General features: G+C 34.1%; 15 protein-coding genes. 13 read left to right on the top strand and 2 right to left on the bottom strand.

The window, feature by feature from the left end; all coding sequences use genetic code 11:
• Nucleotides 1–14 precede the first annotated feature (14 nt).
• From mutL to SPD45_RS06635, 7 genes are all read left to right on the top strand, one after another.
• Complete coding sequence (gene mutL / locus SPD45_RS06665; protein WP_336266962.1) at nucleotides 15–1,850, top strand: DNA mismatch repair endonuclease MutL; 1,836 nt, start codon at nucleotides 15–17, stop codon at nucleotides 1,848–1,850.
• A gap of 67 nt (nucleotides 1,851–1,917) precedes the next feature.
• Nucleotides 1,918–2,361: a ferritin-like domain-containing protein gene (locus tag SPD45_RS06660; RefSeq protein ID WP_336266961.1), complete on the top strand. Its 444-nt coding sequence runs from the start codon at nucleotides 1,918–1,920 to the stop codon at nucleotides 2,359–2,361.
• Nucleotides 2,362–2,382: 21 nt separating this feature from the next.
• Nucleotides 2,383–3,324 carry a tRNA (adenosine(37)-N6)-dimethylallyltransferase MiaA gene (miaA, locus tag SPD45_RS06655; RefSeq protein WP_336266960.1) on the top strand — a complete coding sequence of 314 codons (942 nt, stop codon included), beginning with the start codon at nucleotides 2,383–2,385 and terminating at the stop codon, nucleotides 3,322–3,324.
• 101 nt (nucleotides 3,325–3,425) lie between these two features.
• A complete protein-coding gene (gene hfq / locus SPD45_RS06650) occupies nucleotides 3,426–3,659 on the top strand; it encodes an RNA chaperone Hfq (RefSeq protein ID WP_336266959.1) in 234 nt (77 codons plus the stop codon).
• 55 nt (nucleotides 3,660–3,714) lie between these two features.
• Nucleotides 3,715–4,317 (top strand): undecaprenyl-diphosphate phosphatase, encoded by a 603-nt coding sequence (locus SPD45_RS06645; protein ID WP_336266958.1) that lies wholly within the window; start codon nucleotides 3,715–3,717, stop codon nucleotides 4,315–4,317.
• 382 nt (nucleotides 4,318–4,699) lie between these two features.
• Nucleotides 4,700–5,227 (top strand): AAA family ATPase, encoded by a 528-nt coding sequence (locus SPD45_RS06640; protein ID WP_336266957.1) that lies wholly within the window; start codon nucleotides 4,700–4,702, stop codon nucleotides 5,225–5,227.
• A gap of 370 nt (nucleotides 5,228–5,597) precedes the next feature.
• A complete protein-coding gene (locus SPD45_RS06635) occupies nucleotides 5,598–7,247 on the top strand; it encodes an SLC13 family permease (RefSeq protein WP_336266956.1) in 1,650 nt (549 codons plus the stop codon).
• Nucleotides 7,248–7,377: 130 nt separating this feature from the next.
• On the opposite strand, the gene SPD45_RS06630 is transcribed toward SPD45_RS06635, so the two are convergent.
• Complete coding sequence (locus SPD45_RS06630; protein WP_336266955.1) at nucleotides 7,378–8,571, bottom strand: MFS transporter; 1,194 nt, start codon at nucleotides 8,569–8,571, stop codon at nucleotides 7,378–7,380.
• A gap of 311 nt (nucleotides 8,572–8,882) precedes the next feature.
• Here SPD45_RS06630 and SPD45_RS06625 point away from each other — a divergent pair, with 311 nt between their 5' ends.
• The 4 genes from SPD45_RS06625 to SPD45_RS06610 all read left to right on the top strand — a co-directional run bounded on the left by SPD45_RS06625 (nucleotide 8,883) and on the right by SPD45_RS06610 (nucleotide 13,496).
• On the top strand, nucleotides 8,883–10,469 hold the full coding sequence (locus SPD45_RS06625; RefSeq protein WP_336266954.1) for a recombinase family protein: 1,587 nt from the start codon (nucleotides 8,883–8,885) through the stop codon (nucleotides 10,467–10,469).
• A 34-nt stretch (nucleotides 10,470–10,503) separates the two neighbouring features.
• Nucleotides 10,504–10,920 (top strand): hypothetical protein, encoded by a 417-nt coding sequence (locus SPD45_RS06620; protein WP_336266953.1) that lies wholly within the window; start codon nucleotides 10,504–10,506, stop codon nucleotides 10,918–10,920.
• Nucleotides 10,921–10,987: 67 nt separating this feature from the next.
• Complete coding sequence (gene hflX / locus SPD45_RS06615) at nucleotides 10,988–12,232, top strand: GTPase HflX (RefSeq protein WP_336266952.1); 1,245 nt, start codon at nucleotides 10,988–10,990, stop codon at nucleotides 12,230–12,232.
• 1 nt (nucleotide 12,233) lies between these two features.
• On the top strand, nucleotides 12,234–13,496 hold the full coding sequence (locus tag SPD45_RS06610) for a methionine gamma-lyase family protein (RefSeq protein ID WP_336266951.1): 1,263 nt from the start codon (nucleotides 12,234–12,236) through the stop codon (nucleotides 13,494–13,496).
• A 68-nt stretch (nucleotides 13,497–13,564) separates the two neighbouring features.
• Here the strand turns inward: SPD45_RS06610 and lexA are convergent, their stop codons facing one another.
• Complete coding sequence (gene lexA / locus SPD45_RS06605; RefSeq protein ID WP_336266950.1) at nucleotides 13,565–14,182, bottom strand: transcriptional repressor LexA; 618 nt, start codon at nucleotides 14,180–14,182, stop codon at nucleotides 13,565–13,567.
• Between the two features lie 244 nt (nucleotides 14,183–14,426).
• Here lexA and SPD45_RS06600 point away from each other — a divergent pair, with 244 nt between their 5' ends.
• Together SPD45_RS06600 and tkt are read left to right on the top strand one after the other, a co-directional pair.
• Complete coding sequence (locus tag SPD45_RS06600) at nucleotides 14,427–14,657, top strand: DUF896 domain-containing protein (protein WP_336266949.1); 231 nt, start codon at nucleotides 14,427–14,429, stop codon at nucleotides 14,655–14,657.
• 24 nt (nucleotides 14,658–14,681) lie between these two features.
• Nucleotides 14,682–16,679, top strand: coding sequence for a transketolase (gene tkt / locus SPD45_RS06595; RefSeq protein ID WP_336266948.1), 1,998 nt, complete (start codon nucleotides 14,682–14,684; stop codon nucleotides 16,677–16,679).
• Nucleotides 16,680–16,697: the final 18 nt, after the last annotated feature.

Raw genomic sequence — 16,697 nt, 5'->3', positions numbered from 1 at the left:
AGGAGTATTTTCGTTTGAATATAAGACAACTACCACAAAATTTAGCGAATAAAATCGCGGCAGGTGAAGTGGTAGAAAGGCCAGCATCTGTCGTGAAAGAATTAGTAGAAAATAGTATTGACGCAAATAGTACAGATATACGAGTCACTTTAAAAGAGGCAGGCCTATTAGAAATAAAAGTCACAGATAATGGGGATGGAATTTCAGAAGCGGATTCTAAACGTGCGTTTATGCGACATGCAACGAGTAAAATTGCTTATGATCAAGACTTGTTTCATATTCGTTCATTAGGTTTCCGTGGAGAAGCTCTTGCAAGTATTGCTTCTGTTAGTAAATTAACGATAGAAACTTCGACTGGAGACAAAGCGGGAACGAAACTTTATATGGAAGGCGGAGAATTTAAAGAAGAAGGAAAAAGTACTGCGCGTAAAGGTACAGAGATTACTGTGTGCGAACTTTTTTATAATACACCTGCGCGTTTAAAATATATGAAAACCATTCATACAGAATTGGGACATATTACGGATCTAATGAATCGTTATGCATTAGCACATCCACATATACGTTTTACACTTGTCCATAATGATAAAACAATCTTTAATTCGAAAGGGAACGGGAATTTATTACAAGTAATTAGTGAAATTTATGGGATGCAAGTAGCCCGTAATATGTATAAAGTTGAGGCAGAATCATTAGATTTTCATGTTTCGGGATTTATCTCAAAACCAGAGGTGACAAGATCAAACCGTAACTTTATGACGACGATTGTAAATGGAAGATATATTAAAAGTCAGGCACTGAATTTTGCAATTACGCGAGCATATGATACATTACTGCCTATTCACCGTTATCCGGTTGTCGTATTGCATATTGAACTAGATCCTATATTAGTGGATGTGAATGTGCATCCGACAAAATTAGAAGTTCGTTTTAGTAAAGAAAAGGAATTAGTGCAATTAATTGAAACACTTATTCGTGATACATTTAAATCGAAAACATTAATCCCACAAATTGATCAACTACCGAAACGTGAAAAATTAAAAACAGAGCAAGCTTCTATTCCGCTTGTCATGCCATCACAAAATGATGAAAATGAAATTGCGGTAACATTACAGCAATTGGACGAGGAACAAGGAAATCGTTCTTTTGATGTAAATATTCATCAAGTAGAAGAAACGATTCCACCCTTAATAGACGATGAAGGTACAGAAAATTATTTAGATGATGACATCATGCAAGAACAAACGGAAAATGTACGAAATGAAGAAAGAATCCCAATGATGTATCCAATTGGTCAATTACAAGGGACATATATATTGGCACAAAATGAAAATGGATTATATATGATTGATCAACATGCTGCACAGGAACGTATTAAGTATGAATTTTTCAAAAAAAAATTAGGGAATCCTATTAATGAATGGCAACAACTTTTAATGCCTTTAACATTTGAATTTACAACAAATGAAATATTGTTTTTAGATAAACATAAACAATTATTTGAAGATGTTGGATTATATTTGGAACCATTTGGAGGACAAACTTATGCGGTCCGTTCTTATCCAAATTGGTTCCCGGCAGGAGAGGAAGAAGCTATCATTCGTGATATGGTGGAACAAGTAATTAAAGATGGGACAATTAACGTCGAGAAAATTCGTGAAGAATTAGCGATTTTAATGTCTTGTAAACGATCTATTAAAGCAAATCATTACTTAAATACAGATGAAATGACTCGATTATTAGAAGACTTACGAATGATGGAAGATCCTTTTACATGTCCACATGGAAGACCGGTTATTATTCATTATACGTACTATGAAATTGAAAAAATGTTTAAAAGAATTATGTAATATGTATACAATGCCCCCTATTTGCTTATCATAGTAAAACAAGTGAATGTGTAAGGAGGATAAGTAAATGGGTAGAACGACAATACATTTATTTTTAAATCGGCTCCTAGCAAACTATTTTACAGTATATGTGAAATTGTTTCGTTACCAACATTATATAAAAGGAGCACATTTTCAACCTTATCAAATATTTTTTACGTCGTTGCAAAAAGAGTTAGATGATACAATTCATAGGTTAGCATCTTATATTACATCCATTAATGGTAGACCATTTTGTACGATGGAAAAATTTCTTCAAGAGAAAACAATTGAAGAGGCCACCGCAGACGATGAATTACATGAAATGTTTGCACAGCTCGTACATGACTTCACAAAAATGAAACGAGAAATTATTCATCATGGTTTAAAGGAAGTGGATGAGTGTAAAGATATGATGACGAAGCATTTTTTGATGGATCATTTAATTCAATTACAACATCATATTTCAACATGTCTCACATATGAAAAATAAATAAACAAGGCGGAATTGTACGTGGAGAAAGAGAAAGTTATTGTGATTGTAGGTCCGACAGCAATTGGAAAAACGGACCTTAGTATTCAATTAGCAAAAGAGTTACAAACAGAGATTATAAGCGGGGACTCTATGCAAGTATATAAAGGAATGGATATCGGTACTGGAAAAATAACAAAGGAAGAGATGGCCGATATTCCGCACTACATGCTAAATATTCGGCAACCAGATGAAGATTTTTCGGTTGCAACATTTAAAGAGCTAGTGGAGGAACATATAAAAACAATAAATGAAAAAGGGAAAATACCTATTATTGTTGGTGGTACCGGCTTATATATTCAAGCTGTGTTATTTGATTACCAGTTTTCAGAACAAAAACGGGATGAAAAATTTACAAAAGAATTAGAAAACTTGCTCGAAAGAGAAGGAAATATCGCTTTACATGAAAAATTGAAAAGAGTAGACCCGATTCAAGCAAGTAAAATTCATCCAAATAACTATCGTCGTGTCATTCGTGCATTAGAAGTATTTGAATCGACTGGAAAAACGATGACAGAACGACATAAGACACAAAACAAAACGAGTAAGTATGATTATGTGTTAATCGGTTTAGAAATGAACCGGGACAAATTGTATGACCGAATTAATCGTCGGGTAGAAAAAATGGTGCAAGACGGTTTAGTAGAAGAAGTAAGAGCATTGTATGATAAGGGTTTTAGCGATACACAAGCGATGAAGGCGATTGGTTATAAAGAGTTAATTCCTTATTTAGAACAAGAAATGTCCTTAGATGAAGCGGTTAGTATCTTACAACGAAATTCTCGGCGCTATGCTAAAAGGCAATATACTTGGTTTAAAAATCAGATGGATGTGACGTGGTTTAATGCAGAAAAAGTTGCAAATCCTACTTATTTAAAAGGAATTTTGCAATATATTGAAAATTCAGTTACAAAAACGCAGTAAAATAGGGTACAATAAACATATATACGTAAGATTGGCGTAGGTTCAAATGAATTCATTTAACCTTGTCTTCTTTAATAAAGATAGAAAAAGGAGGAAGAAGCATGGCACAGACAGTGAATATTCAGGATCATTATTTGAATCAACTTAGAAAAGAACGTATTGCGGTAACAGTGTTTTTAACAAATGGATTTCAATTAAGAGGGGTCGTCAAAGCATTTGACAATTTTACCGTTTTATTAGAAACGGAAGGAAAACAACAATTGATTTACAAACATGCGATTTCAACGTTCGCACCATCCAAAAATGTTCCTTTAGATACGAAAGAGGAAGAATAAAACGCGAAAAGGAAGCTTAGGTAATCGATATAAACAAATACCTAAGCTTCTTTTTTTGTGTGAAATATTACATATCGGTGAACAAGGGTTTACATTTGCTATTTTGACGAATACCGCCTCTTTATTGGCGATACTGTATGTGTATCGCCATGATTTTTTCCGCTTAGCAGTTCATTCGTTAACATATATACGAACGAGAGAAAAAGTTTATCAAAGTGATTTTCGTTTCGTTTTGTTATTAATGATTGGGACAATCCCTGCCGGGGTATTAGGTTTTTTTCTGAAAGATTATATTGCTGATGTAACAAATTTATTTATGATAGGACTTATGTTATTAGTAACAGGGGTAGCATTATGGTTTATTCGGAATGTGGATGGCGCGAAAGAAGAACAAGATGTTACGACGAAAGATGCTATTTTAGTTGGTATTGGCCAAGCTGTTGCACTATTTCCAGGGATTAGTCGTTCGGGATCAACGATTATCTCTGCAGTTGCCGTTGGAATGAATCGTGAAACAGCTTTACGTTTTTCGTTTATGCTATATATTCCAGTTAGTATAGGTGGAATCGTTTTAGGTATAATGGTTTTTTTAAAAGAACCAAATAAAATCGAGTTAATATTTCCGTATAGTGTAGCTTTTTCGCTACATTATGTATGACGTTTTTTTCTTTGAAATGGTTTATTCATATAATGAAAAAAGGAAAGTTAATATATTTCGTATATTATTGTTTCATTATTGGATCTATTTTAGTTTTGAGGCATCTAATATAAAGGTGAGAACTAGATATATAGGGTAAATATAACCATTATGATGATCACATTGAAAAAATCTTTTATTTGTTGGAGATTAGTTTGATAAAAGAACTGACATAAATTTTCATTAGCATCGATCATGATTGGTGACAAGAACACTTCGTGTATTTTTGTTTGAAAACTTCTCCGCTACAAATTAAATATAATTTATAAAACCTTTTTAATTAGGCGTTTATCACGGGAATGTAGCTATATGCATATATTATTTGTAGCAAGGGGGACCGCTTATGAAGTCAAATATTATTCAAAGTCAACAAGGGAAAATTAATATTGTTTTACAACATGATGTACAAAAACAAGATCATAAAAATGAAAATTTAAAAATGATTGATCACTTATTGAAGGACTTTATCGGTTTAGAAGAAGTAAAAGCGATGATAAAAGAAATATATGCGATAAAAATGATGAATGAAAAACGAAAAATGTACCATTTATCCATTAACGATCATTCTATGCATATGATCTTTCGGGGAAATCCTGGCACAGGGAAAACAACTATTGCTAGAAAACTTGCTGAAATTTGTGTGGAATTACAATTATTAGAAAAAGGGCATTTTATTGAAGCGCAACGGGCAGATGTTGTCGGAGAATATATTGGGCAAACAGCGATTAAGACGAAGCAATTAGTTGAGCGGGCACGTGGTGGCATCTTGTTCATTGATGAAGCATATGCACTGGCACGTGGTGGTGAAAAAGACTTTGGTAAAGAAGCAATCGACACTATCGTTAAGCACATTGTTTTAATTTCTATGTAAAATAGTTGAGGTTTATTGTACATAATGATTTTTAGGATCAATTAATTCAATATTCACATTAACTAGTATATTAATATGATGAAAAAGTCACAAATGGCCCTGGTATATTTAAAATTTGACTTCATATATTTCTAATTGTCTTTAGCACACCTCCTCTTTTATAAATGCAATTAATATTTTCGAAAAATGTGTATTGTTTATTCGTTATTTTAATTTGTTTTTATGGAACATATCATGAAGAAAACTTTGAGAGGATTTTTGATAAAAAGGAAAACTAAATATTTTCTGTAAATTCAATGATAAATATGTTACAACATAAAATAAATATGATACACTATTTGTGTTTGACAAATAAATGGGAGGTAAAAAAATGGTAAGTGCAACATGGAATCGGTTATGGGATATACATGAAGAAGCAAAAGAGAAAATCATGTTTTTCGTAAAACCGAACAAGACAAATAAAGAAAAAGCTACACAAGAAAAATCAAATGAAACAAACGGTGGAAAGGATGGAGGAAAAGGAGATTATAGTTATACGAAAGGACAGCTTATCGGACTTATTTTAGGACCTTTATTATTTACACTTATTTTACTCTTTTTCAATCCAGCAGATTTATCAAAAGAAGGGATTGCAATTTTAGCTAGTACCGTTTGGATTGCAACATGGTGGATTACAGAGGCGTTGCCAATTCCTGTAACTTCATTACTACCACTCGTATTGTTCCCGATGACGAATGGGTTAGACATTAAACTTACTGCATCCCAATATGGGGATGAGACAGTATTTTTATTTATGGGGGGATTTATGATTGCCCTTGCGATGGAAAAATGGAACTTACACCGTCGTATTGCTCTGTGGATTATTATGATTATTGGAACGAATACAGATCGGATCGTGCTTGGATTTATGGTTGCTACCGGGTTTTTATCGATGTGGATTTCAAACACAGCTACAGCAATGATGATGGTACCTATGGGAATCGCAATTACATATCAAGTAGCTGATGCATTAAAAGGTACTGGAGAAGATACATCACGAGGTGGCTTTGGCTTCGGTAAGGCATTAATGTTAGGGATTGCATATTCTGCTTCTTTAGGTGGAATTGCAACTTTAATCGGAACACCACCAAACACTTTATTAGCTGGTGCAATGGAAACAATGTACGGTATTGAGTTATCGTTTGCTAAATGGATGATTTTCGGTGTTCCATTTGCTTGGATTTTTATTTTTATCGTATGGTTTTATTTAGTGAAAATTGCGTATCCAACAAAAGTAAAAAGTTTACCTGGTGGTCAAGAAGTATTTGCGAAAGAAAAGGATAGTTTAGGAAAAGCGTCAACAGAGGAAAAATTAGTATTTATCATTTTCATTTTAGCAGCATTTTCTTGGATTACGAGATCATTTTTCTTATCGAAGTTTATCGATGGTTTAAGTGACGGACTTATCGCTATATTCTTTGCGATCGTTTTATTTGCGATTCCTTCTCCAAATGTGAAAGGTGGCCGTTTATTAGATTGGGAAACAGCAATGAAATTACCTTGGGGAATTTTATTACTATTCGGTGGTGGACTTGCAATTGCTGGTGGATTCGTGGAAACTGGTTTATCAGAATGGTTTGGTAGCCAATTGACAGGTTTACAAGGAATTAATTTAATTGTTGTCATCATTACCGTTTCTGTTTTAGTACTTGTTTTAACAGAGGTTACATCCAATACAGCAACAGCTTCCATGATGTATCCAATTATGGGTTCATTAGCGATTGCATTAGGGTATCATCCGTATGCACTTATGATTGCAGCAGGTGTAACAGCATCATGTGCGTTCATGCTTCCAGTTGCAACACCACCAAATGCGGTTGTATTTGGAACAGGTTACTTACGGATTCAAGATATGATTCGTAAAGGATTGCCGTTAAACTTTGTTGGGATTATTTTAATCACATTATTAATTTATTTTGTTTTACCATATGCGTGGGATTTTGATTTAACAGAAATACCAGAAGAGTTTTTGGTAGAATAACATTTATTTTATAGAAAATTTTCATAAAAAAAGCTTGGGAGTAGAATGAAAGTTCATATAAAATAGGAAGGACAATTTATAAGGATGTACTTCCTATTTTATAACAAGAACGGACAAATCTCCCAAGCTTTTATTTTTTTGTTTGCATCGTTTGATAGCCTTTTACTAGAAATACATAAATAGCTGGTAAAATTGCTGTAAATAAAATAACTCCCATCCATTGATAACTTTCCCATAAAGGGGCTAAGGAAGTTGTACCAAGTGATACCCCTAAATAATACGCCACTAAATATAAACTAGAAGCACTTCCTTTATGGTGTGTAGCAGTTTGTGAAACAGTCGCTGTCGCAAGTGCATGAGAGATGAAAAATCCTAAACAAACAATACATAATCCAATGGTAATGAGGACAAGCGAGCTTCCTAATGTAATCATCATTCCACTACATAATATAAACACGCCAGCTACTCTTAAATGGCTTATATTAAATCGCGCAGTTAATAATCCAGCAATAGGTGCACCAATCACTCCTAAACTATAAGCAAAATAAAAATACGAAATTTCCTTTAAGGAAAGTTCATAAGGTGCTTCTAATAAATGGAATGGTAAATACGTCCACATACCTGTAAAAGCAATTTGTAGTACCATCCCAAGTCCAAACATTAATAACAGAGTAGGATTTTTAAAATGTACGACAAACCCTTTTAAATCTTCCTTCACCTTACTTTGTACTCCAGTAAAATAACGAGATGTTGGTAAATTAAATAAAACGAGTAAAAATGTAAAGACTCCAAAAATAGCGAGCATATACATAGTTATTTGCCAAGTATACTGTTCTGCGATATACCCTGTTACAAATCTCCCCATCATTCCACCGATACTATTGCATGATATATATAACGTCGTTGCAAAACCGAAATGTTTTGGGTCAATTTCTTCTGCCATATATGCTAGTGCTGCACTTAATAAGCCAGCTAATAGAAAGCCTTGCACAAATCTTAAAATAATAATAAAAATAAACATTTTTAATAAAGGAATAATAAATAACAAAATGGTCGAACAAATAATAGATAAATGAATAAATTTTGTTCGACCACGACGGTCTGACATAAAACCAATTGCTAATAACCCAAAAATAAGTCCAATGGTCGTCATAGACATTGCTAAGCTTGCATATGAGACAGATATTTGAAAGCTCTCTGTTAATAAAGGTAGTAAAGGTTGCATGAAATACATCGTTGCAAAGATAAATAAAGATGCAGCCCCTAAACTTAAAATAATTTGCCAAAATTGAATATGTTTTATTGTGTATTTTTCTGTAATCATAAGGACCCCTAATTTTCAATATGTTCTCTTTTTCTATCATTATATCGTATAAACCTCAATAATGCCTTATTTTCATCTATATAGTCAGAATTTTTATTCATTAGGACAATCCGCCGACTCATACAATAAGAAGGAATGGAGGGATGGAAGATACGACATAAATATACATTAACAATAAAGGAAAGGAATGTATCTGCTGACATAAGGTATATAAAAATGAAAGAAGAATGGAAGGAGTTTCTAAAGGAAGTTTTCATAAAATATAAATATATAACATAGCGTTATCATGATTAAAATGTGAGGTGGATCGCTTGATTCAATTAAGGGGAGGAAAAAAATTACCGTTAGAAAAGGTATATCAATTAGTTGGGAAAATAAACGGTATTATATATGCAAGAGTGTCTACGACTGATCAAGCAAAAAAAGGATATTCACTTACATCACAAAAACAACTTTGTATGGAACGGGCTAAAACAAAATTTCATTATACGGAAGATGAGTTGATCACTATTATAGAAGATGGACGAATGGGGGATGATCCAAATCGGCCAGGTTTAAATTATGTATTATATTTACTGGAACAAGGGGTTGGGAAAAAATTGATTATGTTACATCCAGACCGACTAACTCGAGATAATACATTACAAGGTATTATTTCTAGAAAAGTGTGGTCAATGGGTGTTGATATTGAATTTGTTGAATTTGATGTAAATCCTAATGACCCGGAGTCCATGTTAATGTATAACATACAAGGGTCTATCGCACAGTATAATAAAGCAAAAATTCTGGCGAATGCAAGACGAGGAAGAATTGCAAAAGCAAAAAAAGGGGAAATCCCAAATTTTAGACGGTTGTATGGTTATCATTATAATAAACAATTAAAAACTGTTGACATTAATATGGAAGAAAAATCGACTTATTTAAAAATGGTCGATATGCTACTACAACAAAAAATGAGTTGCAATCAAATCGCACAAACATTAAGTCAAAAAGGTATTGAAGGACCTAATGGATCGATATGGTATCAGTCAACTGTTACAAGGATTTTACGTAATGAAAGTTATACGGGACGTTATTATTATGGCAAAACAAAGGTCGTACAAAACAATGGAAAAAAAGAACAAATTCCAAGGCCTAAAGAAGAATGGATATTAATCGAAATTCCACGAATAATAGATGATATGACATATGACCGAGTCCAACAGGCTATTGACAAATTTAGATCGAAGCAAGGCCGAAAGTCTAATGATTATTTATTAAGTAGAATTGTCATATGTGGTCGATGTCGTGGAACAGTCGGAGCAGGAGTAACATCTAAAAGTAAGCAGCGAATTCTTAAATATTATGTATGTCGCAAAAAACAGTCAAAAGGATATAAAGTCGGTTCAGCAGAAAGTGTACACTATTGTAAGGGAAAGAACTGGCGTGTAGACATTGTCGATTCGCTCGTGTGGAATTGGTGTAAACATAAAATGCTCCAAATGGATACAGTTAATGAATCTGTTATAAAGACAATGTATAAGTTAGAAGAGGATACAACGAATTGGAAAAAAGAAATACACAGTATTAAGGAACGGGTAACACAATTACAAAAAGAACGGAGTAATTATGTCAAACTTTTTGTAAAAGAAAAAATATCGGAACTATACTTTGATGAATGTGTGCAACAAATAGACAATCGAATTAATAATTATCTAGATAAAGAGCGACATATATATGAAAAAAACATAGAAAAAGGAAAGGTGAGTGAAGAAGAGTATATACATGAAAATCGATTATACATCCAAACTTTGATTAAACATACATTAACACCTGAGGAGAAACGTAGAGCAATTAGTATTTTTGTAAAACAAGTCATTTTATACGATGATGATACAGTTGAAATTATTCCAAGATAATTAGTTGATGTGTTTAGGTGAACGGAAACAATACATGTTAAATAAAACAATGGTTAAATTGATGGAAGACTACAGAGATGAATTTATTCTTATATTAGCAGGCTATTCTAATGAAATGGATTCTTTTTTACAGACGAATCCTGGATTACGATCACGCTTTCCGTTTCAAATTAATTTTCCAAATTACACGATGGATCAACTATTAGATATTTTAAAAATGATGGCAAAAGAACGAGATTATCGGCTTACAAATCGTGCATTATTAAAAGTAGAACAACAGATTGAAATTTGTTTACGAAATGAACCATTCACTTTTTCAAATGCACGATACATTCGTAATATATTGGAAAGAGCAATTCGACAACAAGCAATGCGAATGATGCAATATGTCCATTATTCTGAAGACCAATTAACTATTTTACGAGCGGATGACTTTACGTTTCATAAGTGATATTTTCGTCAGTAATAATGATATCTGTTATGATAGAACTATAGGAAGAAAAGAGGTTGATATATATATGTCAAACGAACGTGTACTAATTTTAGCAGTAAAAAAAGCAACACAAACGGATAAACAATTTGAAGCAACAGTCGAAGAGTTAAATTCCTTAAGTTATACTGCTGGTGGAGAGGTTATGGAGACTTTAACACAAGCAAGAGATAATATTCATCCTGTCACATATGTTGGACATGGAAAATTAGATGAAGCACAAACAATTGTGGATGCAGAAGATATCGATTTAGTGATTGCAAATGACGAATTATCTCCTGGACAGTTACGTAATTTGAATGATCATTTAGGAGTCCGTGTAATCGACCGAAGTCAATTAATATTAGATATTTTTGCTAGTCGTGCCAAAACGAAAGAAGGACAATTGCAAGTTGAACTTGCTCAGCTACAATATACATTGCCACGCTTACATGGAATGGGGCTCGTATTATCACGACTTGGTGGTGGAATTGGAACGAGAGGACCAGGGGAGACAAAATTAGAAACAGATCAACGGCATATACGAAGACGTATTGACGATATTAAACGTCGGTTAAAAGACGTTGTGAAACAGCGGGAGCAGTACCGTAAGCGAAGAAAACAAAATAAAGTGTTTCAAATTGCGATTGTTGGTTATACGAATGCTGGTAAGTCGACGATTTTTAATCGATTAACAAGTGAAAGGTCTTTAGAGGAAGATTTACTGTTCGCTACATTAGATCCGTTAACGAGAAAAATTCAATTACCTTCAGGATTTGAATGTTTGCTTACTGATACGGTTGGATTTTTACAAGCATTGCCGACATCTTTAATTGCTTCCTTTAAATCAACCTTAGAGGAAGTCGCAGAAGCGGATTTCTTATTACATGTTGTCGATAGTTCAAATGAAGATTATGTACAACACGAACGTACTGTTTATGAAATTTTGGAAGAACTTGATGCTCATACAATTCCGATGTTAACTGTGTACAATAAAACAGATTTATTAGAGGCGGATTTTTTCCCATCATCTGATCCATCTATTCAAATACACGCCCATGATGAAAATGATTTAGGAAAGTTATTGCATAAAATGGAAGACATTTTAAAAAATGAATGGGAATTTTATTCAGTCTCTTTAGAAGCTTACGAATCAAAAGAGTTGCATCAATTTACAAAACATACGATTATAACAAAGAAGGAGTATAATGAGGAAACATTCCGGTATGATTTAGAAGGCTATATTCCACATGCACACCCATTACAGAGAATTTTAAAGGAGAAACAAGAGTAATATGTTACAAAATGAATTAATAGAAAAACTAGAAGCACAATGTGCACCTTATTTTACATCAATTAATCAGATGGTAGAAATAAACCAAAAAAAAGTATTAAACGCGTTTCGAGAAGAACAGATCGGTGATCACCATTTTAGTTCTACGGATGGTTATGGTTATGATGATCAAGGACGAGATGGATTAGAAGCGTTATATGCTCGTGTATTTGGTGGGGAGGATGCATTAGTCCGTCCCCAAATTGTTTCCGGAACACATGCTATTGCAACAGCATTATATGCGATGTTACGTCCTGGAGATGGGCTTTTATACATTACAGGAGCACCATACGATACATTGGATCAAGTAATTGGAAAAAACACATCAAATACTGGAAGTCTTAAAGATTATGGTGTTCGGTACAATGAAGTTTTATTAAAAGATGATCAAACGATTGACTATGAAGGAATTAAAAATGCGATCAATGAACATACGAAAGTTGTAGGTATTCAACGTTCGAAAGGATATGAAAACCGTCCTTCATTTACAATCGATGCAATTGAACAAATGATTCAATTTGTAAAAGAAATAGATGAAAACATTATTGTGTTTGTTGATAATTGTTATGGGGAATTTGTTGAGGACCGTGAGCCTTTAGAGGTTGGCGCTGATATTATGGCTGGGTCTTTAATTAAAAATCCAGGTGGTGGACTCGTTCGTGCCGGAGGATATATCGTAGGAAAAGAGGATTTAGTTGAACTTGCTGCAAATCGATTAACAGCACCAGGACTAGGAAAAGATGCTGGAGCAACATTAAATATGTTACAAGAGATGTATCAAGGATTTTTCCTTGCACCACATGTAGTAGGAGAAGCATTAAAAGGGGCTATTTTAACTGCACGGTTAATGGATTATGTCGGTGTGGAAACAGCACCTACATATACTGATAAACGTACAGATATTATTCAGGCAATGACGTTCCATCATGAAGAAGCGATGATCAAATTTTGTGAAGCCATTCAGGCAAATTCACCAATCAACTCGTATGTAGCACCATACCCAAGTGAGATGCCAGGGTATGAAGAAAAAGTAATTATGGCTGCAGGAACGTTTATCCAAGGGGCTAGTATTGAATTATCTGTTGACGGACCGATTAAACCTCCGTATACAGCTTTTTTACAAGGTGGTTTAACATATGCACATGTTAAAATTGCCATTATTCAAACAGTAGAAAAGCTAATTCAAGATGGATTATTGGATCCTTTAACCTTTCCAGAATTGTAAGTGACATAGTTTAGGATAAATAAAAACGGTAAAGTTCATCAGTTTTTGATAAGCTTTACCGTTTTCACTTAGAATGCACGATATAGGCCAATTACCTTTCCTAAAATAATGACATTATTTAATAGGATCGGTTCCATAGCATCGTTTTCAGGTTGTAGGCGAATATGATCTGTTTCTTTATAAAATCTTTTTACGGTTGCCTCGTCTTCGTCCGTCATTGCGACGACAATATCTCCGTTATTTGCTACACTTTGTTGTTTTACAATTACTCTATCACCATTAAAAATTCCGGCGTTGATCATACTATCCCCATCAACTTCTAATAAAAACACATTATCTTCCCGATGTGCGAGTGATGTTGGGACTGGCGCATATTCTTCGATATTTTCTATTGCTGTAATCGGTGCACCAGCAGTTACCTTACCAATTAAAGGAGCATAACGTGCCGTATCTTTTTCAATATTTTGGAATGACGGATCAACAATTTCAATTGCTCTTGGCTTTGTTGGGTCTCTACGAATATATCCTTTATTTTCAATTCGTTCTAAATGACCGTGTACAGTAGAACTAGAAGCTAAACCAACTGCTTTGGCAATCTCACGAACAGAAGGAGGATATCCTTTCATTTCTACTTCATGAACGATATAATCATAAATCATCTGTTGCCTTTTTGAAAGTTTTTCCAAGAACCTCACCTCATCTGTCTATATAATTACTTTCATTTTATCAAAATGCGAACAGAAGTCAAACATAAGTTCCCATATTTGTTCGGTAGAAATGTTCTATTTCTGAAAGGTTGTCTGAAATGTAAAGTTATTATAGAATATTATGTGGCGCATTTGTATCTATACAAAATATTGTATAGTATAATATAAGTAACATATAGATATATTTTTATCATATGTAACTTAGGAATTAAGAGGTGAGAACATGTTAACGAAAGAAAAACTTGAACGTATCAATTACCTCGCTAAAAAAGCAAAAAGTGAGACATTGACGCAAGAAGAAAAACAAGAACAACAAGAGCTTCGTCAAGAATATTTACAAAGTATTCGTCAATCATTTACTAATCAAATAACTTCTGTTACGGTGATCGACCCAGAAGGGAACGATGTAACACCGGACAAAGTAAAACAAATAAAAAGAAATAGAGACAAATAATATATTTAAAGGAGCTAATAACAGATGCAAGTGGAACAATTATCAGTAAATACAATTCGTACATTATCAATGGATGCAATACAAAAAGCAAACTCTGGTCACCCAGGATTACCGATGGGTGCCGCACCAATGGCTTATACATTGTTTACAGACTTCTTAAATCATAATCCAAAAAACTCTAAATGGTTTAATCGTGATCGCTTCATTTTATCTGCTGGACATGGTTCAATGTTATTGTATAGTTTATTACATTTATCTGGATATGATGTAACAATGGATGATATTAAAAATTTCCGTCAATGGGGTTCTAGAACACCTGGACATCCAGAAGTATTAGATACAGACGGAGTCGAAGCAACGACTGGTCCATTAGGACAAGGTGTAGCAATGGCTGTTGGTATGGCAATGGCAGAGGCACATTTAGCAGCAAAATACAATAAAGAGAACTTCAACATTATTGACCATTACACTTATTCATTAGTTGGTGATGGAGATATTATGGAAGGGATTTCTCATGAAGCTGCATCCCTTGCTGGACACTTAGCTTTAGATAAATTAATTGTATTATATGATTCGAATGATATTTCATTAGACGGAGATTTAGATCGATCATTTTCTGATAGTACAGAAGATAGATTTAAAGCTTACGGTTGGCAAGTAATTCGTGTCGAGGATGGAAGAGATTTACAAGCCATCCATCAAGCAATTGAAGAAGCGAAAGCGAATACGACACAACCAACATTAATTGAAGTTAAAACAATTATCGGGTATGGTTCACCAAATAAATCGGATTCCTCAGCATCACACGGTGCCCCACTTGGAGAGGACGAAATTGCTTTAACGAAGGAATATTATGGTTGGGACTACGAAGAAACTTTCCACGTTCCAGAGGAAGTATATGAAGATTTCAATAAGAAAGTTGTGCAAAAAGGCGCAAACTTAGAAGAAGCATGGAATACGTTATTTGACGAATATAAAGAAGCATACCCAACATTAGCAGAAGAACTACAACTTGCAATTAACGGTGAACTTCCTGCTAATTGGGATGGAAATTTACCAACATATAAAGTAGGCAAAGATACATTAGCTTCTCGTGTTGCTTCAAGCGAAATGATTAATGCTATTAGTAAAACTGTTCCTAGCTTTTTTGGAGGAAGTGCTGACTTAGCAAGTTCAAACAATACGATGATGAAAGAAGAAACTGATTTCACAAAAGAATCGTACGAAGGTCGTAATATTTGGTTTGGTGTACGAGAATTTGCGATGGGTGCAGCATTAAACGGAATGGCATTACACGGTGGTTTAAAAGTATATGGCGGAACATTTTTTGTCTTTAGCGATTATGTACGTCCGGCAATGCGCTTATCGGCTATTCAAAATGCTCCTGTCACTTACGTGTTTACACATGATTCAATTGCAGTGGGAGAAGACGGTCCAACACATGAACCGATTGAACATTTAGCATCTTTACGTGCGATGCCGAACTTATCTGTTATACGTCCAGCTGATGGAAATGAAACAAATGCAGCTTGGCGTTTAGCTTTAGAAACAACAGACAGACCGACTGCATTAGTGTTAACACGCCAAGGTTTACCAACTTTAGATGGCACACAAGAAAATGCATATGAAGGTGTTAAACGTGGTGCATATGTTATTAGTAGAGAAAATGCTAAATTAAATGGTATTTTAATTGCGACTGGTTCTGAAGTAAACTTAGCGATCGATGCTCAAAAAGCATTACTTGAAAAAGGGATCGATGTTCGTGTCGTAAGCATGCCTTCTTGGGATCGTTTCGAAGCACAAGATGCAGCATATAAAAATGATGTTTTACCAAAAGACGTTACAGCACGTGTAGCAATCGAAATGGCTGCATCACTTGGTTGGGAACGTTATGTAGGTTTTGATGGAAAAGTACTAGGAATAGATAAATTCGGTGCTTCGGCTAACGGAAACATCGTAATTGAAAAGTACGGCTTCACAGTAGAAAATGTTGTAAAACATATGGAAGAAGTTCTTGCGTAAAATTATTGTTTTATAACG

The organism is Pseudogracilibacillus sp. SO10305, from assembly GCF_037072005.1.
Taxonomy (GTDB): Bacteria; Bacillota; Bacilli; order Bacillales; family Amphibacillaceae; genus Pseudogracilibacillus; species Pseudogracilibacillus intestinigallinarum.
The sequence above is the reverse complement of the archived record's forward strand: the minus strand, read 5'-3'. Positions and strand labels throughout refer to the sequence as shown.

Bases quoted from the DNA above. Each gene is read 5' to 3' on its own strand.
- SPD45_RS06660 (WP_336266961.1), top strand. From the start codon at position 1,918: ATGGGTAGAACGACAATACATTTATTTTTAAATCGGCTCCTAGCAAAC.
- hfq (WP_336266959.1), top strand. From the start codon at position 3,426: ATGGCACAGACAGTGAATATTCAGGATCATTATTTGAATCAACTTAGA.
- SPD45_RS06640 (WP_336266957.1), top strand. From the start codon at position 4,700: ATGAAGTCAAATATTATTCAAAGTCAACAAGGGAAAATTAATATTGTT.
- SPD45_RS06635 (WP_336266956.1), top strand. From the start codon at position 5,598: ATGGTAAGTGCAACATGGAATCGGTTATGGGATATACATGAAGAAGCA.
- SPD45_RS06630 (WP_336266955.1), bottom strand. From the start codon at position 8,571: ATGATTACAGAAAAATACACAATAAAACATATTCAATTTTGGCAAATT.
- SPD45_RS06620 (WP_336266953.1), top strand. From the start codon at position 10,504: ATGTTAAATAAAACAATGGTTAAATTGATGGAAGACTACAGAGATGAA.
- hflX (WP_336266952.1), top strand. From the start codon at position 10,988: ATGTCAAACGAACGTGTACTAATTTTAGCAGTAAAAAAAGCAACACAA.
- SPD45_RS06610 (WP_336266951.1), top strand. From the start codon at position 12,234: ATGTTACAAAATGAATTAATAGAAAAACTAGAAGCACAATGTGCACCT.
- SPD45_RS06600 (WP_336266949.1), top strand. From the start codon at position 14,427: ATGTTAACGAAAGAAAAACTTGAACGTATCAATTACCTCGCTAAAAAA.
- tkt (WP_336266948.1), top strand. From the start codon at position 14,682: ATGCAAGTGGAACAATTATCAGTAAATACAATTCGTACATTATCAATG.